The 22,870-nt window shown below is 63.4% G+C and carries 30 protein-coding genes; 15 read left to right on the top strand and 15 right to left on the bottom strand.

Annotated elements, in window-relative coordinates; genetic code table 11:
• From AC1D1L_RS32325 to AC1D1L_RS32305, 5 genes are all read right to left on the bottom strand, one after another.
• Positions 1-836 (bottom strand): IS5 family transposase (locus AC1D1L_RS32325; RefSeq protein ID WP_477345554.1); only part of this gene is annotated, 836 nt, incomplete at its 3' end.
• Between the two features lie 206 nt (positions 837-1,042).
• Positions 1,043-1,534 carry an SRPBCC family protein gene (locus AC1D1L_RS32320; protein ID WP_477345553.1) on the bottom strand — a complete coding sequence of 164 codons (492 nt, stop codon included), beginning with the start codon at positions 1,532-1,534 and terminating at the stop codon, positions 1,043-1,045.
• A 40-nt stretch (positions 1,535-1,574) separates the two neighbouring features.
• Positions 1,575-2,024 carry an SRPBCC family protein gene (locus AC1D1L_RS32315; protein WP_477345552.1) on the bottom strand — a complete coding sequence of 150 codons (450 nt, stop codon included), beginning with the start codon at positions 2,022-2,024 and terminating at the stop codon, positions 1,575-1,577.
• Positions 2,021-2,335, bottom strand: coding sequence for an ArsR/SmtB family transcription factor (locus AC1D1L_RS32310; RefSeq protein WP_477345551.1), 315 nt, complete (start codon positions 2,333-2,335; stop codon positions 2,021-2,023). The genes AC1D1L_RS32315 and AC1D1L_RS32310 overlap by 4 nt, the downstream gene beginning before the upstream one ends.
• An 86-nt stretch (positions 2,336-2,421) precedes the next feature.
• The gene (locus AC1D1L_RS32305) at positions 2,422-2,847 is read right to left on the bottom strand and encodes a GNAT family N-acetyltransferase (protein WP_477345549.1); all 426 of its coding nucleotides are present in this window, start codon (positions 2,845-2,847) and stop codon (positions 2,422-2,424) included.
• Between the two features lie 169 nt (positions 2,848-3,016).
• Here AC1D1L_RS32305 and leuD point away from each other — a divergent pair, with 169 nt between their 5' ends.
• The 6 genes from leuD to AC1D1L_RS32275 all read left to right on the top strand — a co-directional run bounded on the left by leuD (position 3,017) and on the right by AC1D1L_RS32275 (position 7,312).
• The gene (gene leuD / locus AC1D1L_RS32300) at positions 3,017-3,622 is read left to right on the top strand and encodes a 3-isopropylmalate dehydratase small subunit (protein ID WP_477345548.1); all 606 of its coding nucleotides are present in this window, start codon (positions 3,017-3,019) and stop codon (positions 3,620-3,622) included.
• Between the two features lie 62 nt (positions 3,623-3,684).
• A complete protein-coding gene (locus AC1D1L_RS32295; RefSeq protein WP_477345547.1) occupies positions 3,685-4,608 on the top strand; it encodes a hypothetical protein in 924 nt (307 codons plus the stop codon).
• Positions 4,609-4,889: 281 nt separating this feature from the next.
• Complete coding sequence (locus AC1D1L_RS32290; RefSeq protein ID WP_477345546.1) at positions 4,890-5,273, top strand: RidA family protein; 384 nt, start codon at positions 4,890-4,892, stop codon at positions 5,271-5,273.
• A gap of 13 nt (positions 5,274-5,286) precedes the next feature.
• Positions 5,287-5,637, top strand: coding sequence for a VOC family protein (locus tag AC1D1L_RS32285; protein WP_477345545.1), 351 nt, complete (start codon positions 5,287-5,289; stop codon positions 5,635-5,637).
• Positions 5,638-5,724: 87 nt separating this feature from the next.
• Positions 5,725-6,828: a 3-isopropylmalate dehydrogenase gene (gene leuB, locus AC1D1L_RS32280; RefSeq protein WP_477345544.1), complete on the top strand. Its 1,104-nt coding sequence runs from the start codon at positions 5,725-5,727 to the stop codon at positions 6,826-6,828.
• Positions 6,821-7,312 carry an N-acetyltransferase family protein gene (locus tag AC1D1L_RS32275; protein ID WP_477345543.1) on the top strand — a complete coding sequence of 164 codons (492 nt, stop codon included), beginning with the start codon at positions 6,821-6,823 and terminating at the stop codon, positions 7,310-7,312. Before leuB ends, AC1D1L_RS32275 begins: the two co-directional genes overlap by 8 nt.
• Here the strand turns inward: AC1D1L_RS32275 and AC1D1L_RS32270 are convergent.
• Entirely contained in the window at positions 7,309-7,524 is a 216-nt protein-coding gene (locus AC1D1L_RS32270; protein WP_477345555.1) for a DUF805 domain-containing protein, read from the bottom strand. The two genes, AC1D1L_RS32275 and AC1D1L_RS32270, sit on opposite strands and share 4 nt — an antisense overlap.
• 13 nt (positions 7,525-7,537) lie before the next feature.
• On the opposite strand from AC1D1L_RS32270, the gene AC1D1L_RS32265 reads away from it, so the two are divergent.
• On the top strand, positions 7,538-7,768 hold the full coding sequence (locus AC1D1L_RS32265) for a hypothetical protein (protein WP_477345542.1): 231 nt from the start codon (positions 7,538-7,540) through the stop codon (positions 7,766-7,768).
• Between the two features lie 559 nt (positions 7,769-8,327).
• On the opposite strand, the gene AC1D1L_RS32260 is transcribed toward AC1D1L_RS32265, so the two are convergent.
• The gene (locus AC1D1L_RS32260; protein ID WP_477345541.1) at positions 8,328-10,163 is read right to left on the bottom strand and encodes a DEAD/DEAH box helicase; all 1,836 of its coding nucleotides are present in this window, start codon (positions 10,161-10,163) and stop codon (positions 8,328-8,330) included.
• Positions 10,164-10,354: 191 nt separating this feature from the next.
• On the opposite strand from AC1D1L_RS32260, the gene AC1D1L_RS32255 reads away from it, so the two are divergent.
• The 4 genes from AC1D1L_RS32255 (at position 10,355) to AC1D1L_RS32240 (ending at position 12,268) form a co-directional block, all read left to right on the top strand.
• Positions 10,355-10,480, top strand: coding sequence for a hypothetical protein (locus AC1D1L_RS32255; protein WP_477265864.1), 126 nt, complete (start codon positions 10,355-10,357; stop codon positions 10,478-10,480).
• 106 nt (positions 10,481-10,586) lie between these two features.
• The gene (locus AC1D1L_RS32250) at positions 10,587-11,621 is read left to right on the top strand and encodes an aspartate-semialdehyde dehydrogenase (RefSeq protein ID WP_477345540.1); all 1,035 of its coding nucleotides are present in this window, start codon (positions 10,587-10,589) and stop codon (positions 11,619-11,621) included.
• A 195-nt stretch (positions 11,622-11,816) separates the two neighbouring features.
• Positions 11,817-12,104 (top strand): N-acetyltransferase family protein, encoded by a 288-nt coding sequence (locus AC1D1L_RS32245; RefSeq protein WP_477345539.1) that lies wholly within the window; start codon positions 11,817-11,819, stop codon positions 12,102-12,104.
• 23 nt (positions 12,105-12,127) lie between these two features.
• Positions 12,128-12,268 carry a hypothetical protein gene (locus AC1D1L_RS32240; protein WP_477345538.1) on the top strand — a complete coding sequence of 47 codons (141 nt, stop codon included), beginning with the start codon at positions 12,128-12,130 and terminating at the stop codon, positions 12,266-12,268.
• 4 nt (positions 12,269-12,272) lie between these two features.
• Here the strand turns inward: AC1D1L_RS32240 and AC1D1L_RS32235 are convergent, their stop codons facing one another.
• Complete coding sequence (locus tag AC1D1L_RS32235) at positions 12,273-12,680, bottom strand: ACT domain-containing protein (RefSeq protein ID WP_477345537.1); 408 nt, start codon at positions 12,678-12,680, stop codon at positions 12,273-12,275.
• Positions 12,681-12,931: 251 nt separating this feature from the next.
• On the opposite strand from AC1D1L_RS32235, the gene AC1D1L_RS32230 reads away from it, so the two are divergent.
• From AC1D1L_RS32230 to AC1D1L_RS32220, 3 genes are all read left to right on the top strand, one after another.
• Complete coding sequence (locus AC1D1L_RS32230) at positions 12,932-13,342, top strand: DoxX family protein (RefSeq protein WP_477345536.1); 411 nt, start codon at positions 12,932-12,934, stop codon at positions 13,340-13,342.
• 94 nt (positions 13,343-13,436) lie between these two features.
• Entirely contained in the window at positions 13,437-13,964 is a 528-nt protein-coding gene (locus AC1D1L_RS32225) for an SRPBCC family protein (protein ID WP_477345535.1), read from the top strand.
• 122 nt (positions 13,965-14,086) lie between these two features.
• Positions 14,087-14,350 carry a glycine zipper domain-containing protein gene (locus AC1D1L_RS32220; RefSeq protein WP_352586425.1) on the top strand — a complete coding sequence of 88 codons (264 nt, stop codon included), beginning with the start codon at positions 14,087-14,089 and terminating at the stop codon, positions 14,348-14,350.
• Positions 14,351-14,413: 63 nt separating this feature from the next.
• Here the strand turns inward: AC1D1L_RS32220 and rpsP are convergent, their stop codons facing one another.
• The 5 genes from rpsP to AC1D1L_RS32195 all read right to left on the bottom strand — a co-directional run bounded on the left by rpsP (position 14,414) and on the right by AC1D1L_RS32195 (position 18,712).
• A complete protein-coding gene (gene rpsP, locus AC1D1L_RS32215) occupies positions 14,414-14,815 on the bottom strand; it encodes a 30S ribosomal protein S16 (RefSeq protein ID WP_112560130.1) in 402 nt (133 codons plus the stop codon).
• Between the two features lie 105 nt (positions 14,816-14,920).
• Positions 14,921-15,247, bottom strand: coding sequence for a chorismate mutase (locus AC1D1L_RS32210; protein ID WP_112560129.1), 327 nt, complete (start codon positions 15,245-15,247; stop codon positions 14,921-14,923).
• Between the two features lie 7 nt (positions 15,248-15,254).
• Positions 15,255-16,862: a signal recognition particle protein gene (gene ffh / locus AC1D1L_RS32205; RefSeq protein WP_112560128.1), complete on the bottom strand. Its 1,608-nt coding sequence runs from the start codon at positions 16,860-16,862 to the stop codon at positions 15,255-15,257.
• A gap of 308 nt (positions 16,863-17,170) precedes the next feature.
• Positions 17,171-18,130 carry a lysostaphin resistance A-like protein gene (locus AC1D1L_RS32200; protein WP_477345533.1) on the bottom strand — a complete coding sequence of 320 codons (960 nt, stop codon included), beginning with the start codon at positions 18,128-18,130 and terminating at the stop codon, positions 17,171-17,173.
• A 177-nt stretch (positions 18,131-18,307) separates the two neighbouring features.
• On the bottom strand, positions 18,308-18,712 hold the full coding sequence (locus tag AC1D1L_RS32195) for a hypothetical protein (protein WP_477345532.1): 405 nt from the start codon (positions 18,710-18,712) through the stop codon (positions 18,308-18,310).
• Positions 18,713-18,957: 245 nt separating this feature from the next.
• Between AC1D1L_RS32195 and AC1D1L_RS32190 the strand changes: the two genes are divergently transcribed.
• On the top strand, positions 18,958-19,329 hold the full coding sequence (locus tag AC1D1L_RS32190; RefSeq protein WP_477345531.1) for a hypothetical protein: 372 nt from the start codon (positions 18,958-18,960) through the stop codon (positions 19,327-19,329).
• 70 nt (positions 19,330-19,399) lie between these two features.
• On the opposite strand, the gene AC1D1L_RS32185 is transcribed toward AC1D1L_RS32190, so the two are convergent.
• Together AC1D1L_RS32185 and leuC are read right to left on the bottom strand one after the other, a co-directional pair.
• On the bottom strand, positions 19,400-20,596 hold the full coding sequence (locus AC1D1L_RS32185; RefSeq protein WP_477345530.1) for a GGDEF domain-containing protein: 1,197 nt from the start codon (positions 20,594-20,596) through the stop codon (positions 19,400-19,402).
• Positions 20,597-20,758: 162 nt separating this feature from the next.
• Entirely contained in the window at positions 20,759-22,168 is a 1,410-nt protein-coding gene (gene leuC, locus AC1D1L_RS32180) for a 3-isopropylmalate dehydratase large subunit (RefSeq protein WP_477345529.1), read from the bottom strand.
• Between the last annotated feature and the right edge of the window lie 702 nt (positions 22,169-22,870).

The raw sequence follows: 22,870 nt of genomic DNA, 5'->3' as shown, positions 1-22,870 counted from the left end.
ACCCAGCGGCGCATGTTGAAGGCCATGGCCGCGATGAGGACCTGTCCTGCCGCCTTGGCCAGGCCGCGATAGCGGATGGCGCAAAGTCGCATGCGGTTCTTCAAGGTGGCGAAGGTTGTCTCGACGGCAAAGCGTTGCCGGGCGATCAGCTGGTTGAACTGCTTCAGGCGCGCCGGCAGGCGCGGATGATGCTTGTTGGCTCGCCGCATCAGCCGCGGCTTGATCCCGCGCTGCCTCAGCGACAGCTCGCGCGCCTTGGTGTGATAGGCCGCATCCGCCAGCACCGCGCCTTCGTCGCCACAGATCAGATGATCCGCTTCGACCGTGTCGTTGACGTTGGCCGCTGTCGTCCTCACCCGGCGGATCAGACCAGAACCCTGGTCGACACCGACATGGGCCTTGTAGCCGTAAGAGGAGCCAGGCTTGCCCTGCCGGCGTGTAAAGCCGGCATCGGGATCGCCGAYCTCGCCYACCTCCTGCGCGGCCCCACTGGGTGGCCGCGCCGCCGCAGTCTCGATCACCGTGGCATCGAGCATCGTGCCGCGCCGCAGGATCAGCCCGGCTTTGTCCAACTGATGGTCCAGYTCGCCAAACAACTTCTCCAGAAGCCCGGCTTCGACGAGAAGACTGCGAAAGCGGTTGAGCGTGGTGTGGTCGGGCACCGTCTCCTCGAGCGTCAGCCCAGGCCCCGCCGGCGAGCGCAGCCGCGCAAGGATCTTCTCGAAGCGATACCACTTCACCAGCGACGACAGCCGGTCCAGCCGACCGCTCCGACCAAGACCCTGTGGCAGCAGAGCCACCACAAAACTGAACTGACCGCTCGGCTTCGTCGTCATCGCAAAATCCCCGTTTCAAAAACAGGGAATCACATCCATCCAATTTTGCAACAGTCCCCTTGTGAGAGAAGGTGTCGCCGAAGGCGACGAATGAGGGGTGTTCCAGGGAACGCCAACGTCTCACTCCGCTGGAACACCCCTCATTCGTCTCGGCGCTGCGCGCCGATCCACCTTCTCCCACAAGGGGAGAAGGGAAGAACGCGCCTCTATGCCGCCAGTTTTCCACCCTCGACATACGCCCGCAGCCATCCCAGCACTCGTCCCCAGTCCTCGGCATGTTCGGCCGCGGCGTCGCCCAGCCCGCCAAAGCCGCCATGGCAGATGGTGAGGCGTGTGCCTCCGGCTATCGGCTCCAGCAGGTAGGCAACCGTCGTTTGCCGCCGGCCAAGGGCGGGATGGTCCCAGCCATAGGTGCGCGTCTGCACGATCCTGCGCGGCGCCAGGATCTCGAGGAACTCGCCGCCGGCGGGATGGTCCTCGCCAGCAATGGTCCTGGCGATGACCTGCCACCGGCCGCCGACGCGCAAGTCGGCCGTCCAGTCGACCATCCGATAGCTTTCGGAAGAGCCCCACCAGCGCTCGGCTTCATCCGAAATCAGCGCGCGGAAGACGCGCTCCGGTGGCGCCACGATCTCGGCGCTTGCCATGATCGTCTCGCCATTGGTCATGCTCTGCGCCACCACTGGGCCGTGCATCATGGCAACCTCCCTCAAGCGATTGTTTCGTTATCGAAACGAGTCAAGCCGCCTTTGATGCCGGGCGCGACAGGCCCTTGCCGGTTTCGAGCAGGCTCTTCAGGCTCGACAGCACCAGCGGCCAGCCATTGCCGACATGTTCCAGAAGACGGTGCGGACCGTCCGCAGCATGGGTGACGGCGAGCTTCATCATGTCGCCTTCCTGTTCGATGACGAAGGTGCAATGCGTGTAGCCATCGGCCTTCACGTCCGGCATGAACTCGTTGCGCCATTTGATGACCAGGCGCCTTGGCGGGTCGACATCGACGATCTCGCCGCTGTCGGTGACGCGGCCGTCGGGATAGACCATCTTCCACGCCGAACCTTTCTTCCAGTCGCTCTGCATCTGGGCGCCGAGGAAATATCGCTGGTGGAATTCCGGCTCGGTCAGCGCCTCCCAGAGCTTCTCGGGCGTGGTGCGGATATAGGTGACATAGACGAAGGCATTGCTCATGGCTCTTCCCTTTCGAGGCGCTTCTTCAAGTCGCTGAGGGCGGTCAGCCGTCCTCGTTCGAATTTGCCGATCCAGCGCTCGGCGATCTCGTTGATGGGAACGGGATTCAGGTAATGCTCCTTTTCACGTCCGTTGCGGACGGTGGTGATGAGGTTCGCCTCTTCCAGGATCGCCAGATGCTTGGTCACAGCCTGGCGTGTCATATCCGTCCGTTCGCACAGCGCGTTCAGCGTCTGCCCGTTCCTGTTATGGAGGCTATCCAGCAATTGCCGGCGTGTCGGGTCGGCGAGGGCGCGAAAGACGGCATCCATGCTCATCTGTTTAATATGCAATCAAATGGTTGCATGTCAAGAGGCGATGTAACAGCGGAGCGACCGCCTCGTTTGGCTGGCTGGCGTCAGCGCTTGCGCGAGAACCAGAAGGCATCGGCCATGCGCTTCATGCCGATGCGCTCATAGAAGCCGACGGCGTCGGGCATCGAGATCAGGCTGATGGCGACCGATGGGCCCAGTTGCCGGCGGGCCTCATCCATAAGACCCTTGCCGATGCCAAGGCCCTGTACCGATTGCGATACGGCAAGCTCGGAAATGTAACACACCCAGGAAAAGTCGGTGATGGCCCTGATAACGCCAATCAGTGGTCGGCCTTCGACATTGAGCCGCGCGGTCAGCACCAGGTTGGCGCCGGAAAGCATCGCCTGCAGCCGGGCGTCATCTTCGACAGGGCGCGTGTCGCCGAGCCCGGATTCCACCAGCACGCGGCGAAACTCGGCAATGCCGAGTTCCGGCTCGCTGGCATAAAGGACGTGAGAATTCTCGCTCATGTCAGCCAGAGTGCACCAGTGGACAACGATTTCGAAGTTGTTTTTGCCCGACAGGTGGCTGGTCTCGCATGGACCAAGAGCACGCACAAACAGTTGCCTTTTATTTGCCTCCGGCTTTGTGTAAACGGTGCCTCAGCAATCTCCCGCAAACGAAATACGGGCAAAAGCCATGGACAAATTCACCAAGCTCACCGGCGTCGCCGCACCGATGCCGATCGTCAATGTCGACACCGACATGATCATCCCCAAGGATTATCTCAAGACGATCAAGCGCACCGGGCTCGGCAGCGGACTGTTCGCCGAAATGCGCTACAAGGACGACGGCTCAGAAAACCCGGATTTCGTGCTCAACAAGCCGGCCTATCGCAAGGCGCAGATCCTGGTCGCCGGTGACAATTTCGGCTGCGGTTCGAGCCGTGAACACGCACCTTGGGCGCTGCTCGATTTCGGCATACGCTGCGTCATCTCGACCTCGTTCGCCGACATTTTCTACAACAACTGCTTCAAGAACGGCATTTTGCCGATCACCGTCAGCCCGGAAGATCTGGAGAAGCTGATGGACGACGCCTCGCGCGGCTCCAATGCGACGGTGTCGGTTGACCTCGAGGCCAAGGAAATCCGCGGTCCGGATGGCGGCGTGGTCAAATTCGACCTCGACGATTTCAAGCGCCACTGCCTCTTGAACGGCCTCGACGATATCGGCCTGACCATGGAAAAGGCCAGCGCCATCGCCTCGTTCGAGAAGAAGAACGCCGCCGAGCGCCCCTGGGCCTGAGCAGTATGATTTAACCCGACCGTCAAAGGCCGGGTTCGTGGCGGCTGAACGGAGGGACAGTCATGACACGTTCGCTTCTTGCCGGCGCCTGCGCGCTGGCGTGGATGCTGATGCCGGTGGCTGGCGCGCATGCACAGACCGACACGGTGCTGGTGCCGGCTGAAGATCCGTCCGGCGAGGCCGCCGACCCGGGTGCGTCGAGCAATACGGTCCTGGCCAGCGATGACAGCCAAGGGCCGATCCCGTTCGAGGGTGGGCAGCTGACCATCACCCAGCCGGAGCAGGATGGCGAGAAGGTGCTGGCCTATGAGGGCAAGCAGCTTGCCAGCAACTACGACGTGTTCTTCGACAAGGTGGTCAAGGTCGGCGGCGTCAACGTGGCGCTGGTCAATGTCGGCGACGGCGGCAACCAGTGCGGCCCGGCCACGGTCATCGTCTGGAAGCCGGAAGGCGGGGAGATCCAGAGCCTTACGGTCGAACAGGACGAATGCGGCGCGCCGCCGGCGGCTGTGGCCGACAACGCCATCTATTTCGTGCCTTATCTTTTGCCCGGCGCTTCGCAGCAGGCGCTGCAATGGTCGCCCAGCGAAGGGCTGACGATTTCAGGCGACCTGACCTATGCGCCCGAGCCCGGCACCGACTGGAAGGACATCGATCCCTCCAAATACCAGAACATCATCGACGCCTTCCACAACGAGGCCGTCTACAAGGCGGCGCAGACGCTGCTCGGCGACACCATGCCCGACATGGCGACCAGCCTTTTGGTCGGCGGCGGCACGGAAAAGACGGCGTCCGGCGCCTTCTATGCCAGCGGCTGCGTGCCGCATGACTGCGGCGGCAATGACGGCTTCATGGCGGTCGACCCGGTCAAGCACACGCTCTATTTTGCCCGCCGCGGCGACGATGGCCAGCCGCAGGCCTGGCCTGACGTGAAGACCTGGCCGGCGGATATTAGGGAAGCAATGGACAAGGCGCAGGGGAACTAGTGTTTCGCGACTGTCAGCGGAAGGACCGCTACGCCGCGATCCTTCCCACCCCCCTCTGCCCTGCCGGGCATCTCCCCCGCAAGGGGGGAGATCAGCCGTCACGACTGCCTTCGCCAATCAACACGCAAGAATAGGCGCGGCGCAGAAGCTGCCAATCTCCCTCCTTGCGGGGGAGATGGCCGGCAGGGCAGAGGGGGGTGCTGTCCCGCCGACATCAAGCATCTTGGCCCATGACCAGCCCCCATCTGCCTGCTAGATGAACCGACCAACGAGGAGGCCCCATGCGCAAGCTCATCTCCACCGGTTCGCCCTTCGAAAAAACCGCCGGCTATTCGCGTGCGGTGGTGCAGGGCGACTGGTGTTTCGTGTCGGGAACCACCGGCTACGACTATGCGACGATGACCATGCCGGAGACGGTCGAGGCGCAGACGCGCAATTGTCTCGCCACCATCGCCAAGGCGCTTCGGGACGGCGGCTTCGAGATGGCCGATGTGGTGCGGGCGCATTATTACATCACCGACCAGGCCTTCGTGGATGTCGTCTTCCCGATCCTGGGCGAGGCATTCGGCGACATCCGCCCGGCGGCAACAATGATCGTGTGCCAGTTCAACAAGCCCGAGATGAAAATCGAGATCGAAGTCACGGCGCTCAAGCGCACAGCCTGAGGAGGCCAAAGCCATGACGGTCCGGCGCATCGTCGCCAATATCGGGACACAGGACGCGGCGGCGGCGAAAAGCTTCTACCAGGACGTGCTTGGCCTCGACGTGCTGATGGATCAGGGCTGGATTGTCACCTGCGGTTCCGACGAACGGATGCAGGTGCAGATCAGCTTCATGCCGCAAGGCGGCTCGGGCACGCCGGTGCCGGACCTGTCGATCGAGGTCGACGATGTCGATGCGGCGCTCGACGCCATGAAGGCCGCTGGCTTCGCCATAGAATACGGTCCGGCCGACGAGCCCTGGGGCGTGCGCCGCTTCTATGTGCGCGATCCGTTCGGCCGATTGGTCAATATTCTCTCGCATCGGTGATTGCGCTTGCCAACGGCAGGCTTGCATGCGGCCCGCTTGGCGTTTAGCAAGGCCGCGGTTTCTCCAAACAGTATCGGGACGGTTCTGATGGCTTCGAAAAATCTTCTCCTGCTCGCCGGCGACGGTATCGGCCCCGAGGCGATGGCCGAGGTGAAGAAGCTGATCGCGGCCATGAACGCCAAGCTCGCCAGCGATTTCACCACCGATGAAGGCCTGGTCGGCGGCTGCGCCTACGATGCGCATGGCGCAGCGATCTCCGATGCCGACATGGCAAAGGCGATGGCGGCGGATGCCGTGCTGTTCGGCGCCGTCGGCGGGCCGAAATGGGACAAGGTGCCTTACGAGGTGCGTCCCGAGGCCGGGCTGCTGCGGCTGCGCAAGGACATGGAGCTGTTCGCCAATCTTCGTCCCGCCATCTGCTATCCGGCGCTTGCAGCCTCTTCCTCGCTCAAGCAGGAAGTGGTCGAAGGCCTCGACATTCTTATCGTGCGCGAGCTTACCGGCGGCGTCTATTTCGGCGAACCGAAGCAGATCATCGATCTCGGCAACGGCCAGAAACGCGGCATCGACACGCAGGTCTACGACACGTTCGAGATCGAGCGCATTTCGGGCGTCGCCTTCGAACTGGCGCGGACCCGCAAGAACCACGTCACGTCGATGGAAAAGCGCAACGTGATGAAGTCGGGCGTGCTGTGGAACGAGGTCGTCACCCAGACTCAGAAGGCGCGCTATGCCGACGTCAAGCTCGACCACATGCTGGCCGATGCCGGCGGCATGCAGCTGGTGCGCTGGCCAAAGCAGTTCGACGTCATCGTCACCGACAATCTGTTCGGCGACATGCTGTCCGACATCGCCGCCATGCTGACGGGCTCGATCGGCATGCTGCCGTCGGCCTCGCTCGGCGCGCCTGACGTGAAGACCAAGAAGCGCAAGGCGCTGTACGAGCCCGTGCATGGCTCGGCGCCTGACATTGCCGGCCAGGGCATCGCCAACCCGATCGCCATGATCGCGTCCTTCGCCATGTGCCTGCGCTATTCCTTCGGCATGGTCGCCGAGGCCGACAAGCTCGAAGGCGCAATCGCCGCCGTGCTCGACGACGGGTTGCGCACGAAGGACATCCTGTCTGAAGGTATGACCGAAGTCGGCACTGTCGAGATGGGCGATGCCATCATCGCGAAGTTCCTTGGCTGATCCGCTAGCGGTCGACGTCCGCTGGGCGACGACCGACGACGCCGAAGCGCTTGCCACCGTGCTTTGCGAGATGGCGGCGCACTACCGGCAGGCGCCGCTCGATCATGGCCGCGCGGCGGCCACCGCGCGAAAGTGGCTTGGCGATGAAAGCCCGGCCTATCCGCATTTCGCGCTCGCCTTCGCCGACGGGAAAGTTGGTGGCCTCGCTTCGGTGGCGATCGCGCATCCCGGCATCGATCTCGAGCGGCTGATGTTCCTGAAAGATTTGTTCGTGCGCGAGAATGCCCGCAACGCCGGCGCCGGCCGGGCACTGCTCGGCTTTCTCGCCGGCCATTGCCTCAGGGAAGGCATCGGTCGCATCGATCTCACCACCGAGGACTGGAACGAAGGCGCGCTGCGTTTCTACGACCGGCTCGGCGCCGAGCGGCACGGGCAGAAGGTGTTTCTCCGGCTGTCGGCCGAGGCGCTGAAACGAATTGGCTAGAGCCGGACGCCTTGCGGCACCGGCCCCCACTGGTTTTCGTGGTTCTGGGTCGGGATCAGTCCGAACACGATGATGGCAAGCGTGCCGAAGGTCGGCACGAAAATCAGCAGGACCAGCCAGCCGGTCAGGCCGATGTCGTGCAGGCGGCGTACAATCAGCCCAAGCCAGGGCAGGAACGTCGCCAGCACAAACAGGCCCCAGACGCCGATCATCACGATCGGCCCGTTGCCCGTCGTTGAAATTGCCGATCGTCTGGTCGGCGAGCGCGCCGACAAGACCGACCAGGATGAAGCTGACGGTCCAGAACAGGCAGTAGGCCCAGAATTCCTTGCGCCGCGCGCGCTCTGCGAAGTTGATGTAGTTGCGCGTCACGCCCAGCCAGAAATAGCCCGGCAGCCCGCTATCGTGGACCGCGCCATCTTCTGCCAGGCGGCCGAAATGCTGCGGCGCGGCTGAAGCGGCGGCGGGTTTGGGCGACGCGGCGCTTGCAGCGGGAGCTGCGGTCGCCGGACCGGCGGCCTGAGCGCGGATCGAGAAAACGTCGCGCGCCTGACCGCTTGCAGGCACGAACTCGACCACGGCGCCCTTGGCAATCACCGCACCGCGGCGCAGATCCTCGCGCGCAAACGTGTAGCGGTTGCCGTCCGCCCCGGTGATGAACCCAAAACCCTGGGCCTCGTCATAATGAAGAACTTCGCCCTGCATCCGCCTCACCCCCGTGTTGGCACAGACTGTTCAAAGTTACAGAGGTTCGCAAGGGGGATGGGCGAAATGCCTTCGTGGCCCAAGGGCGCAACGATCTAGACCGAGCGCCCGCCGTCGAGTTCCTTCACACCCCCCTCTGTCCTGCCGGACATCTCCCCCGCAAGGGGGGAGATTAGATGTCGCGAACGCCTTCGCTAATCTCCAACGTTGAAGAGAGGGCGCTGAGGCAGAAGCTGCCGATCTCCCTCCTTGCGGGGGAGATGGCCGGCAAGACAGAGGGGGGTGCTGTCCCCCCAGCGTTCCCAAAATTCTACTCCGGCCGCTTCTTCGGCTTCTTGTTCTTCGGAGGTCCGGCCTTGTCGAACTTCGGCTTCCCGGCCCAGGGCTTTGCATCGCCGGCGGGGCGCTTCTCGAATTTAGGCTTGTGAGCGCTTTGCGGCGCCTCGAACGGGCGCTTGCCGCGATGCGGCTTCTTGTCGGGCTTGGGCGCCTGGTAGCCGGCGCGCGACAAATCGGGCGTGCCTTCCAGGCGCTTCACCACGATGTTGCCCTGCAGCTTCTTGTCGGGGCCGATGGCGGCGAGGAAGCGGTCGGCCCAGTCGGCCGCGATCTGCACAAAAGTTTCCTCCTGTTGCATCTTGATGGCGCCGATCTCGCGCTTGGAGATGTTGCCGGTGCGGCACAGCATCGGGATCAGCCAGCGCGGCTCGGCACTCTGCCGGCGTCCGATCGACAGCGAGAACCAGACGCTGTCGCCGAAATCGTCGCGCCGGCTGGGCGCCTCATCCCGGCGTTCGAACCTTTCGCCCGCCGGTTTGTCACGCGACGGCGTGAAGGCTGCGACCTCCGTAAGCTCTTCGGGCGCCGAGCGGCTGGCGCGGCATTGGCGCACGAAGGCGGCTGCCACCTGTTCGGCGCCATGCTTGGCCAGAAGCGCATCGATGAAGCCGCGCTCGTCGTCGGCCACCGGCTCGTCGAAGGCCGGATCGGCGAGGATGCGCTCGTCGTCGCGCTTGATCACGTCGTCGGCCGAGGGCGGGCTCGCCCATGTCGCCTTCAGCCCGGCATTCTGCAGCAAGCGTTCGGTGCGCTTGCGGGCGCCGTTGGGCACGATCAGCGCGCTGACGCCCTTGCGCCCGGCGCGGCCGGTGCGGCCGCTGCGGTGCAGCAGCGTTTCGGGATTGGTCGGCAGGTCGGCGTGGATGACCAGTTCGAGATTGGGCAGGTCGATGCCGCGCGCCGCGACATCCGTGGCGATGCAGACCTTGGCGCGGCCGTCGCGCATCGCCTGCAGCGCGTGGGTGCGTTCGTTCTGGCTGAGCTCGCCCGACAGCGCCACGACCGAAAAATTGCGGTTGTTGAAGCGTGCCGTGAGATGATTGACGGCAGCGCGGGTGTTGCAGAACACCAGCGCATTCTTTGCCTCGTAGAAGCGCAGCACGTTGATGATGGCGTTCTCGCGGTCGGGGTAGGCGACATTCAGCGCCCGGTATTCGATGTCGAGATGCTGCTTTTCCTCGCCGCCGGCAGAGATGCGCACGGCGTCGCGCTGATAACCTTGCGCAAGCGTGGCGATCGAGCGCGGCACGGTGGCTGAAAACATCAGCGTGCGGCGCTGGGCGGGTGCGGCGTCGAGGATGAATTCAAGATCCTCGCGAAAGCCGAGATCGAGCATCTCGTCGGCCTCGTCCAGCACCACGGCTCTAAGCGCCGACATGTCGAGCGAGTTGCGGGTGATGTGGTCGCGCAGACGGCCAGGCGTGCCGACGACGATATGGGCGCCGCGCTCCAGCACGCGCCTTTCGCTGCGCATATCCATGCCGCCGACACAGGAAGCGACGGTTGCGCCGGTCGGCGCGTAGAGCCATTGCAGCTCGCGCATCACCTGCAGAGCGAGTTCGCGCGTCGGCGCAACGGCCAACGCCAGCGGCACACCGGCCGGGCCAAAGCGCTCTGCGCCTTCCAGCAGCGTCGGCGCCAAGGCCAGGCCGAAGGCGACGGTCTTGCCGGAGCCGGTCTGCGCCGACACCAGCGCGTCAGCCTCGCCGAGCTCGAGCACCGCCTTCTGCACCGGCGTCAGCTCGACATAGCCACGTTTTTCCAGCGCCTCTGCCAGCGCAGGAACGATACCTTCGAAATTGGACATCTTGCTCTTTCGGAATTCGGGGTCTGGGCTCATCATGGAGCACATGCCGGGGCTGACGCCGCGCCAGCCAAACAATATTTCGCGCGTTCGTACTTCTTGCGGCCGCTCTTGTACAGAGCGAGCGGCGCTTCTGTGCAATTGACTCCTGCCGCAAACCGCGTAAAAGCCGGCATCGAACGGGATCATTTTCGATGCGCGGCCTTTTGATGGCTCTTCTTGCATTCGACTTCCCCGGCCACAATCATCTGGCCGGGCGCGTTGGCGCGTCTTACCGTTCCAGCAAAACCATGGCCAAAACCACCACCAAAACGGTGTGATTCCCTTGGCCTAACCACCCTCTCCCGGGTACGGCCCGGGGGACGGAACCCGCATTGGCCGGCGGGTTTTCTCCAAAAACCAGGCGGAGAGGGACAGGAGATCTTTATGAGTTTCAAGGTTGCGGTAGTCGGCGCCACGGGCAATGTGGGCCGCGAAATGCTCAATATTCTGGAAGAGCGCGGCTTTCCGGTGAGCGAAGTGGTGGCGCTGGCCTCGCGGCGCAGCCAGGGCACCGAAGTGTCGTTCGGTGACCGGACGCTGAAGGTCAAGACACTCGACCAGTATGATTTTTCCGACACCGACATCTGCATCATGTCGGCGGGCGGCAACGTCTCCAAGGAATGGTCGCCCAAGATCGGCAAGCAGGGCTGCGTCGTCATCGATAATTCGTCGGCCTTCCGCTACGACCAGGACGTGCCGCTGATCGTGCCGGAAGTGAACCCGGATGCGATCTCGCTGTTTTCGCGCAAGAACATCATCGCCAACCCGAACTGCTCGACGGCGCAGCTGGTGGTGGCGCTGAAGCCGCTGCACGACTTTGCCACCATCAAGCGCGTCGTCGTCGCCACTTATCAATCGGTATCCGGCGCCGGCAAGGAAGGCATGGACGAGCTGTTCACGCAGACGCGCGCGGTGTTTGTCGCCGACCAGGTCGACGTCAAGAAGTTCACCAAGCGCATCGCCTTCAACGTCATTCCGCATATCGACGTCTTCCTCGACGACGGCTTCACCAAGGAAGAGTGGAAGATGGTCGCCGAGACCAAGAAGATGCTTGATCCCAAGATCAAGCTGACGGCGACCTGCGTACGCGTGCCGGTGTTCATCGGCCACTCCGAAGCCGTCAACATCGAGTTCGAAAAGCCGATCACCGCCGACGAGGCGCGCGACATCCTGCGCGAGGCTCCCGGCTGCCAAGTCTTGGACAAGCGCGAGGACGGCGGCTACATCACGCCGCTGGAATCGGCCGGCGAGGACGCCACCTTCATCTCGCGCATTCGCGAGGATTCGACCATCGACAACGGCCTGTCGATGTGGATTGTCTCCGACAATCTGCGCAAGGGCGCGGCGCTCAACGCGGTGCAGATCGCCGAGCTGCTGGTCGAGCGCGGCCTGATCCAGCCGAAGAAGAAGGCGGCCTGACGGCGGTCTAGTTTTCGCTCACGGGCCGTATCGCCGCTGCCGCGGCGGGCCCTCCGCGGGGGCGCCGGAAAGCCGGCGGCCCGCAGTCGCGGGCTCGGCCTTCGGCCGGAAGCATCCCTTCTCCCCGTCACTATACGGGGAGAAGGTGCCGGCAGGCGGATGAGGGGCAGCGCTGGCCTCCGTTGAGAAACGTCGATGAACGATCCCGCCGAAGTCACACTACGCCCTGCCACTAACTCTGACGCCGCCGCCATCGCTCGGCTCATGCAGGCAGCCCTTGGTTCATTCTCCTGGATGCCGGTCATCCACACGCCGGACGAAGACCTTGCCTTCATCCGCGACATCGTGCTGCCCCGGCAGCAAGTGACGGTCGCCGAGGCCGGCGAGGCGATTGCCGGCTTCATTGCCGTCAGCGGCGATTGGGTGGAACAGCTCTATCTCGATCCGGCCTGGACAGACAAGGCATCGGCAGCCGGCTGCTGACGCAAGCCACCGCCGCGCTGCCGGTGGTAAAACTCTATTGTTTCCAGGCCAACACCGGCGCCCGGCGCTTCTACGAGCGCCATGGGTTCGTTGCTGAGAGTTTCGGCGACGGCACCGGCAATGAGGAAGGCCTGCCGGATATTCTCTACGTCCGCAGGGCCTGATAGCTCAGCCGGCACTATCCTCAGTCAACTGGCGCAACAACCCCATCGTCTCCTCCGCCCGTTCAGCGGGAACGAACAGATGGTCGTGATAAAAAGCCGAGACTGGGTTGACGCCCATGCCGGCAGCGGCCAGCCGGGTGGTGATGGCGGCGAGGAAGCCGACGGCGTCCAGCGACGAATGGATGTTCAGCGTGATCATCCGGCAGCGGAACGAAGCGGCCAGCCCTGCGGCACGAGCTGCATCCTCGGTGAGGATCAACGTCAGGCCTTCGCGCTCGCGAAAAATCATCACCGAATCGAGGCCTTCCGGCTGCGCAGCGCCGGGCGCCAAGGTGACGAACACATAAACGCCTGGCAGCAATTGCGGCGTCATCGCCGCCAGCAGCTTTTTCAGATCGGTCTCGCCCGTCATTCGCTCGTCTCTCGCCCAGCCCATCAATAGCCGTCACTAGCGAACGCCGATAGTCTGAGCGGCACACGTTCCGTGATCTAAAGATGGAAGGACAGCACTCCCTCTGCCTGCCGGGCAGGCGGTGGAAAGAATCGGCGGAAAAACAAGACCTTGCCGTCCTTCAGATCAAAAAGAATCCCTGTCCTGTAGGATCGCTGCCTCATGCAGCGTCCTTGGTTCGAACGGCTCAAATCACCTAGGAGGGAACACCCGTGACCATTTCTCAAACCGCGCCCGTCCCATCGGGCGCCCTGTGGACCGGCCGCGTGCTCAGCGGCATCATCATCCTGTTCATGATATTCGACGGCGTCATCAAGCTGCCGCCGCTCGATGTCGTCACCCAGACCATGGTGCCGCTCGGCTGGCCGGCCGACGTCAATGTTGCGCGTCTGCTCGGCATCATCGGCCTGATCTCGACGGCGCTCTATGCGTTGCCGCGCACTTCGGTGCTCGGCGCCATTCTGCTGACCGGCTATCTCGGCGGCGCCATCGCCACCAATATGCGCGTCGGCAGCCCGTTGTTTTCGCACACGCTGTTCAGCGTCTATCTCGGCATCATCCTGTGGGGCGGCCTCTATCTGCGCGACCCACGGGTGCGTGCCCTGATCCCGTTCAGCCGCTAAATCTCATTTTTTGACGCAATTCCCGAGGGAAAGCGCTACGCGCTTTTCCCGGGAAAACCGCTTCACACCTGGAATTGCTTTTAGAAGAAAAAACATGCTCAGCACCATTCTCATCATCCTGGTCGTCATCATCGCCGCCGTCCTTGTCTATGCCGCGACACGGCCGAATGATTTCGTCACCAGCCGCACGGCCAGCATCAAGGCTTCGTCGGAAGCGATCTTTCCGCTGATCAACGATTTCAAACACTGGCCCGAATGGTCGCCCTATGAAAAGCTCGACCCGCAGATGAAGCGCACGCTGTCCGGCACTGATGCCGGCAAGGGCGCGGTCTATGCCTGGGAAGGCAATGCCAAGGCCGGCAAGGGACGCATGGAAATCGTTAATTCCGTGCCATCCTCGCTGGTATCGCTGAAGCTCGACTTCGAAAAACCGTTCCGCGCCAACAACAGCGTCGACTTCACGCTGAAGCCGGCCGGTGACATCACCAGCGTCACCTGGGCGATGCGCGGCAGCCGGCCTTTCATTGCCAAGCTGATGGGCCTGTTCATGAATTTCGATACGCTGATCGGCAAGGATTTCGAGGCGGGCCTGGCCAATCTGAAGCGTGCCACGGAGAAATAGGACGAGCCGCACCGGCCGGAATGGGCCGGAACGCATCGTTCCCTCCAATGGATCAATTCACGGTGTCATGCGTTGTCGAGCCAAGGCGCGTGGAGACGCTTTCCGTTGGAGAGGAAACGACAATGAAGAAAATTCTTACCATTCTGGTCTTGGCAACGGCGCTCGGCGCCTGTTCGCAAACGGAAAAGGGCGCGGCTGTCGGCGGTCTGGGCGGAGCGGCCATAGGCGCTGCGGTCGCAAATGATCCCGTGGAAGGGGCCGTCGTTGGCGGCGCGGTTGGTGCCGTTGCAGGAGCACTGATCGGCCGGGCCAACGAACCGGACCGTTGCCGCTATCGGGACCGCTATGGGCGTGTCTATATCGCCCGCTGCCCGGATGGCTATTGAGCGGACGTCAACGAAAAACGGCGGGCCTAGGCCCGCCGTTTTCTTAAGCGATGAAGCGAACGCTTACTCGGCGGTGGCGGCTTCCGCCTCGGCCGGGGCCGCGGCAGCGGCGGCAACGGCTGCTGCTGCGTCTTCCTGTGCCTTCTTCAGCAGAGCGGCGCGTTCCTGCGCCTTCTTGCCCGGCTCGGCCTTCTTCGGGTTGGAGCGGGCTTCGCGCTTGAGCAGGCCGGCCTCGTCGAGGAAGCGCAGAACGCGGTCGGTCGGCTGGGCGCCGTGCGACAGCCAATGCTTGACGCGGTCGGCGTCGACCTTGACGCGCTCGCCGTCTTTCGGCAGCAGCGGGTTCCACGAGCCGATCGACTCGATGAATCGGCCGTCGCGCGGCGAACGGGCGTCGGCGATGACGACGTGGTAGTAAGGACGCTTCTTCGAGCCCGCACGGGCCAGTCTGATCTTCAGTGCCATTTCATTTCTCCTAAAAGCTCTGATTTCATTGATAGGGTGTGGCTTTTGTCTTGTGCAGGTCGTTGTCCCAAAACCGCTGCGCACTTTTGGGCGACATGCACTTACTTAGCCGGCTTTGCTTGCGCCGTTGGACGCGGCGATCTGCTCATGATGGCGGATCACTTCGCGGACGACGAAGTTGAGGAATTTTTCCGCGAAATCGGGGTCGAGATGGGCATCCTTCGCCAGCTGGCGAAGGCGGGTGATCTGCTGCTGCTCACGCGCCGGATCGGCCGGCGGCAGGCCATGCTCGGCCTTCAGAACGCCGACCGCCTTGGTGCAGCGGAAGCGCTCGGCCAGCATGTGGATGAGGGCGGCATCGATGTTGTCGATCGAAGCGCGATAGCCAGCCAAGATGATGCGGGCATCGGCCATATCCTTTTCTTCGTTCATAGCGTCCTCACTTCTTCTTCCCAAGCCCGGGCAGTCCGCCGCCGCCAAGGCCGGGAAGCCCCGGAAGTTTCATGCCACCAGGCAGACCCGGCAGGCCACCGCCGCCAGGAAGGCCACTGGGCAGGCCCTTCATGCCGCCAAGGCCGGCGGCCTGCGCCTGCTTCTGCAAGGCTTCGAGCTGCTTGGGGTCCATCTTGGAGAGGTCCGGCATGCCGCCACCCATCATACCCCCGGGACCACCAGGCATCATGCCGCCGAGGCCCATCTTGGAGGCCAGGCCGCCCATCATGCCGCGCATCAGGCCGCCGCCTTTGCCCTTGCCGCCCATCGCCTTCATCATGTCGGCCATACCGCGATGCATCTTCAAGAGCTTGTTGATTTCGGCGGCGTCGGTGCCGGAACCGGCAGCAATGCGCTTCTTGCGCGAGTGTTTCAAAATATCGGGATTGGCGCGCTCGGCCTTGGTCATCGACGAGATGATGGCGAGTTGGCGGCCGAACATCTTGTCGTCGAGGCCGGCGGCGGCCATCTGGTCCTTCATCTTGCCCATGCCGGGCATCATGCCCATGATGCCGCCCATGCCGCCCATTTTCGACATTTGCTGAAGCTGGCCGGCAAGGTCGTTCAGATCGAACTTGCCCGACTGCATCTTCTTGGCCATCGCCGCTGCCTGCTCGGCGTCGATGTTTTCAGCAGCCTTTTCGACCAGCGAAACGATGTCGCCCATGCCGAGGATGCGGTCGGCGATGCGCTTGGGGTGGAATTCCTCCAGCCCATCCATCTTTTCGCCGGTGCCGATCAGCTTGATCGGCTTGCCGGTGACGGCGCGCATCGAAAGGGCTGCGCCGCCACGGCCGTCGCCGTCCATGCGGGTCAGCACCAGGCCGGTTATGCCGACGCGCTCGTCGAAGCTCTTGGCTAGGTTGACCGCGTCCTGGCCGGTCAGCGAATCTGCGACCAGCAGGATCTCGTGCGGGCTCGACACCTTCTTGATGTCGGCCATCTCGACCATCAGCGGCTCGTCAATGTGGGTACGGCCGGCGGTGTCGAGGATGACGACGTCATGGCCGCCGAGCTTGGCCGCCTGCACGGCGCGCCGTGCGATGTCGACCGGGTTCTGGCCTGATATGACCGGCAGCGTCGCCACCTTGACCTGCTCGCCGAGCTGGCGGAGCTGCTCCTGCGCGGCGGGACGCCGCGTGTCGAGCGAGGCCATCAGGACCTTCTTGTTCTGGCGTTCGGTCAGCCGCTTGGCGATCTTGGCCGAGGTCGTCGTCTTGCCGGAGCCCTGAAGACCGACCATCATGATGACGACGGGGGCCGGCGCATTGAGGTCGATGGCGACGCCTTCGGCGCCAAGCATGTCGACCAGCTCGTCATGGACGATCTTGACGACCATCTGTCCGGGCTTGATCGACTTGACGACCGCGGCGCCGACAGCCTTCTCGCGCACCTTGTCGGTGAAGGAGCGCACCACTTCCAGCGCCACGTCCGCCTCGAGCAGCGCACGGCGCACCTCGCGCAGCGCTGCCGAGACATCAGCCTCCGACAGTGCGCCGCGGCCGGTCAGGCCGTTCAGGATGGAGCCAAGGCGCTCCTGAAGTGATTCAAACATTCTGTTTCCTTTTCTCAGGCACCCGGATGGTGCCCGAGAGGTAATGCGTTCGCGCCAAGTGTCCAAACAAAAGAGCTTGTCCAAACAAAAGCCGGGCAAGCGCAAAGCCAAAAAGCACCCGGGGGCGCTCAGCGCTGCCGGGTGTTGGCCTCCAGGATCTGTTTACAGCACCCACCTCAAAGAGGTTTTGGCGTCCTGGTCGGCTTGCTCGGAGGGATACTCGTCGCGGAATTCGGGGCGTGTAGACAGGAAATCGGCGGAAGAGTCAAGACTTGGGCGGCCTGCCGGGTCTCTGCGCCGATCCTGGCTCAGTTCACCCTGGCTGCATCCCGAAGGTCTGTCGTGACCTTCAGCGGCGAGCGCGGGTGTAGGAGCAGCAGGATCGTCAGCAAGGTGCAGACGATGCCGATCGCGGCGATGATGACCGCATCCGTCGTCGTCCAGTCGGGGCCTTCCAGCGGCTTGGCGTTGAACAGGGCGAAGGAATTGTAGCTCTGCTGGTGCGAGATTAGCAGGAAACCGGTGAGATTGTTGCCGAGATGGGCACCGAAGGCGGCGCCGAGATTGCCGGTGACATAGACCACCAGCGTCAACAGCAGAGCGAAGGCGGCGATCGAGGCGAGCACACAGGCGTTGATGGCGGGGCTCGAATCCGGGCTCCAATGCAAGGAGGTGAACAGCAAGGCGGGCAGCAGTGCCCAGACGTACGGGCTCTCGAAGCGCCTGGCCAGGCCGCGCAGCAGATAGCCGCGAAACAGCATCTCCTCGGACGAAGTCTGCAGCAGCGCCAGCGCCACGATCGGGATCAGAAACAGCAGCCAGGTCGACAGGCTGATCGCGCCGCGCGCGATCTCAGGCTGCAGGCAATAGAGCAGGACTTCGGAGAGCGCCGAGGTGATCAGCACCGCGATCAGGCCCTTGACGAAGCCGGGCCAGGAGACGCGACGGCTGGGGCCAAGAAGCGCGGTCACCGGCTCGCCATGGACGAAACGCATGGCGAGCCACAGGCCGAGCCAGATACCGGCAAACGAGGTGAGCGCGGTGAGTATCCCGATGGGCGAGGCCAGAAAGCCCTGTAGCGGCCCGCGCGGATCGCCCGGCAATACATGCCAGATGATAGCGAGATAGGTGCCGCCAAGCACAACCACCAAAGTGATCGCCACCCAGAACAGGACGACGATGGCCGTTCCGATTATCAGGCGCGGCAGGTTGGTCTTTTCGGTAGCCGTGTTGCGATAGCGCTCGAAGGCGATTGGATCTGATATCACGAGAATTCCTCTGCCGAACGCATCGGGTCGCCTGATCTAGGGGATCGGCGTCTTGCGCGCAATTGCCCCCGCATTCCTGCGATCTACGAAACATTTATGGGATCGGCGAAAGCCGCTATTGCCGACGCGATCTGCCGTTCGCAAGCCGCCTCACCTGAAATATCCGCGCATCCGGGGTCAGCGTTTGCAGGTCACCGGCGTCTTCCCACCCTTCATCACCAGCGCCTCGCGTCCGTCGATCACGATTGCGTCATGGGCCGCGCCATACCGGCTGTTCTGGTTGGCGGGGGAGGCCGGCAGATCCTCGGCAGTGCCGTCGGGGCTGAGCACGTGCAGCGATGTGCCGAGATTCTCGATGGTGATCCTGCCGCCACCGGCACAATTGTAGGTCGCGGTGCGCGGTTGCGGCGCGGCCGCTTCGACAGCGATGGGGGCAGCGGTCACAGGTGCGCCGGGGGCCATCGAGACGGCGGGAGCGGCAGCGCTTGCGGCCTTCGGCGCGTTGTTTTGCGGCACGCAGGCAGCTGTGCTCAGCAAGGCAGCAAGCGCGAGCGTTATCCGATAGGCCCGGCGTAACGCCATATGATTGTCCTCCGCGCGGGAAACTAGCCGCGATGCTGCGCCAGGATCAAGCTCACCGGGCGTCGTTCCAATTTCCGGTCGATGGTGCGGTCAAGCATGGCCGAAAGATGGCCGGCGGGTTTTCCAACCCGTCGGATATTAACCATGTTTGACGAGAGATCGCCGTTGGATGCACCTGCCCTCTTAACAAAGGTTAATAAAAGGTTAATTTCCGATTCGAACGGGTCCAGAGCAGAGAGGACACCATGCTTTCGAATTCAGGAAGAACGCGCCTTGCGGTGCTTGTGCTGGCGACAGCCAGTCTCGGCTTCGCTGCCCCGGCAATGGCCTGGTCGCGTCATCATGACCGCGTCTATGCCGATTCCTTCGGCAATCTCGTCATCGACAGCGCCGCCGGCTACAAGCGCATCATCGTCGGCCAAGGCAAACTGGCCAAGAAATTGTCCGACTACACGAGCGCCGGCCAGCCGGAAGCAGAACCGGAAGTCCTTTATGAAGATGAGGCAGATCACATCTCCAGACGTGGCTGCTATCAGCCGCCGGTGTTCGTGAAGGGCCGCTCCTATATGTACGGCCTCTCCGACGGCGAGATGCCCAACCTCAGCCCTTGCCGCTAGACCAATCGGTATGGTCGGCCTTTGTGGCCGGCTGTCGTACGATGGTTAGCCCGTGAAACGGCGAGGCGTTCTAGCTGGCGCTGCCTGTATCCGGGATGAACACCGTTTCGGCCCGCTCATAGGACAGCCGCACGCTGTCGCGGCCGTTCTTCTTGGCCTTGTAGAGCGCCTCGTCGGCACGCCGCATCAGCGGCTCCAGCCCTTCGTCGCCGGTGCGCGCCGCGACGCCGAAGCTCGCGGTCACTCTTGTGCCCGGCGGCAACCCGTCGACGCTGCCGGCCGAATAGTGCGTGCGCACGGCCTCGGCAAACAGCCGCGCCGTGGCAAGGTCGCTCAGCGACAAAAGCACGGCGAACTCCTCGCCGCCGATGCGCCCGGCAACGGCGCGCGCGCCGGCGGCGGCACGAAGCTTGGCCGCGAAGTCGGCGATCACCTGGTCGCCCGCGGCGTGTCCGTACCTGTCGTTGAGCGCCTTGAAGTGATCGAGATCGGCCAGCACCAGTGCGACCGGCACCTTGGCGGCGGCGCAGTGTTGCAGCACCAGCAAGGCGCGCTCCTCAAACCCCCTGCGATTGAGCAGGCCGGACAGCGGGTCGGTATGCGTCTCGGTCTTCAGCGCCTTCATCACGTCGAGTGCGGCAGCCGAGAATAGGCAAAGCGCGATCAGCAGCGACAGCAGTGCGTGCGTCAAAAGCGCCGTCGTCCAGTAGGACGAGCCGTAGAAGCCGTCATAGCTGGTGAAAGGCCCGTGCGAGATGACGACGAGCAGCGTCCGACCGATGAAGTTCAGCCCGGACAGCAACGACAGCACGAACAGGATCTTTTCGGTCGGGCCGTTGTCGCGCACGACGCGCAGCTCGGCGGCGACCAGCAGGCTGAGGCCACCAAAACCGAAATTGATTGACAGGATGCGCCAGGTGAGGTCCGGCTGGACGAACAGGTACCAGCAAAACGCAGCCAGCCCGCCACCCGCCAAGATACCGATCGCGATATAGGGCACGCGCCGGCCGTAGCGCGCGATGATCGCGCCGACGAGGCAGCAGGCGGCGAAGGTGAAGCAGAGGTTGGAGGCGAGCTTGGTCAGCACCATGCCGACGGGCAAGGTAAAATATTGCAGCAGGAAGCCGGGCGCGGACACGCAATAGCTTACGCCCAGCACGGCCAGATAGGGCCGGTGGCGCTGATAGAACCATAGCACGAGGAACGCCGCGCCGAGCGCCAGCGCGATCGTCGGATTGAGCAGCGCAATGAACAGACCGGTGTCCAAAGGACGGTGACTTCCCCGCTTGACGTCAGGGAAGACCTTACTGCGCAAGCCCCAACAAGCGGTTAAGCCAGAGCGAATATGCGGGCAGTTCGGATGAAAAAAGACCCCGGAGCCGCGATGCGGTCCGGGGTCTGGGATGCGTTCTGAACTGCGCGCCGGAACCTATTTCCAGTCGCGGATGTCGACGAAATGGCCGGCGATCGCCGCTGCCGCCGCCATTGCCGGCGACACCAGATGGGTGCGGCCCTTGAAACCCTGCCGGCCCTCGAAATTGCGGTTCGAGGTAGAGGCGCAGCGTTCATGCGGCTTCAGCCGGTCGTCGTTCATGGCCAGGCACATCGAGCAGCCCGGCTCGCGCCAGTCGAAACCGGCGGCGATGAAGATCTTGTCGAGACCCTCGGCCTCCGCCTGTTCCTTGACCAGGCCGGAGCCCGGCACGATCATCGCGTCGACATGCGCACTGACGGTCTTGCCTTCGACCACCTTGGCCACGGCGCGCAGATCCTCGATGCGGCCATTGGTGCACGAGCCGATGAAGACGCGGTCGAGCGTGATGTCGGTGATCTTGGTGCCCGGCGTCAGACCCATATAGTCGAGCGCGCGGATCTTTGACGTCCGCTTGTTCTCGTCGGTGATCTCGTCCGGGTTGGGAACGACGCCCTGCACCGAAACCACGTCCTCGGGCGACGAGCCCCAGGAGACGATCGGCGGCAGCTTGGCCGCGTCGAGCACGATTACCTTGTCGAAATGCGCGCCATCGTCGGATTGCAGCGTCTTCCAGTATTCGAGCGCGGCATCCCAGGCAGCGCCCTTCGGCGCGCGGGGCTTGTCCTTGACATAGGCGAAGGTCGTTTCATCGGCCGCGATCAGGCCCGCGCGGGCGCCGCCCTCGATCGACATGTTGCAGATGGTCATGCGGCCTTCCATCGACAGCGCGCGGATCGCCTCGCCGGCATATTCAATGACATAGCCGGTACCGCCGGCGGTGCCGATCTCGCCGATGATGGCAAGGATGATGTCCTTGGCGGTGACGCCTGCCGGCAGCTGGCCGTCGACGCGCACCAGCATGTTCTTGGCCTTGCGCTGGATCAGCGTCTGGGTGGCGAGCACATGTTCGACCTCGGATGTGCCGATGCCATGCGCCAGCGCGCCGAAAGCGCCATGGGTCGAGGTATGGCTGTCGCCGCAGACGATGGTCATGCCGGGCAGCGTAAAGCCCTGCTCCGGCCCGATAATGTGGACGATGCCCTGGCGGATATCGTTCTCGGAATAATATTCGATGCCGAAATCGCGGGCGTTGGTGGCCAGCGCCTCGACCTGGATGCGGCTTTCCTCGTTCTTGATGCCGAACTTGCGCTCGGGCGAGGTCGAGACATTGTGATCGACCACGGCCAGCGTCTTTTCCGGATGCCGGACTTTGCGGCCGCTCATGCGCAGGCCTTCGAAGGCCTGCGGGCTGGTCACTTCATGGACCAGGTGACGGTCGATGTAGAGCAGGCAGGTGCCGTCGTCCTGGCGGTCGACGACATGCTCGTCGAATATCTTGTCGTAGAGGGTGCGCGGTGCGCTCATGTGCGTAAATCCGTCGATCTGAAAATGGGGAAGAGGCGAAATGCCGGACGCCTTCGGCCCGGCGAAAGCGGTCTAGCTAAGTCGGCTGGTGAGCGCGCCGCAAACGCGCGCGGAGAACCGCGACGGCAGGCGTTTTCTGTCCTGCAGCACGAACCCCTTATAGGCCGGATCGCCAAAAAGCTCTTCCATGGCGTGGCTCATACCAATGTTTTGGGTTTTCGGCAATTGCGGCGTGTCTTGGCAGAACTTGGGTTCCTCGCTCTCACTTCCACACCTTCAGGGAGAGGAACGGCACCAAGGTCGGCGAACGCGCGCCTTTCCTCTCCCCCGTCGATCGGGGGAGAGGTGTCGAGCGAAGCTCGACGGAGTGGGGGTCGACCCTTAGCGCGGTGCAGGAAGATTCTTGCGCCTTGATCCCTTTTCAATGTCCGTCGGCGACGGTTGCCAGGTGGTTCCCCCACTCCGTCGCTGCTTCGCAGCGCCACCTTGTATCTACACGAGAGAGATTTCGTGGGATTGAAGCGATTGAGCCAAGGTCCGGGCGGCCGCCCGGACCTTGGCTTGGCGAAGTCGCCCGTACCACCTGAGGTTACAGCCGCGGGAGAGCTTGGGATCTTCGCCTTCGTCACGCACGACCGAACAGTCGCTTGGTTCCAACCGTACGCACAAGGCAGGTTACCGTGAACAGGATCATTTGTGGAG

Source organism: Mesorhizobium sp. P2_D6, assembly GCF_056404315.1.
This window is presented reverse-complemented; position numbering and strand designations above follow the sequence as displayed.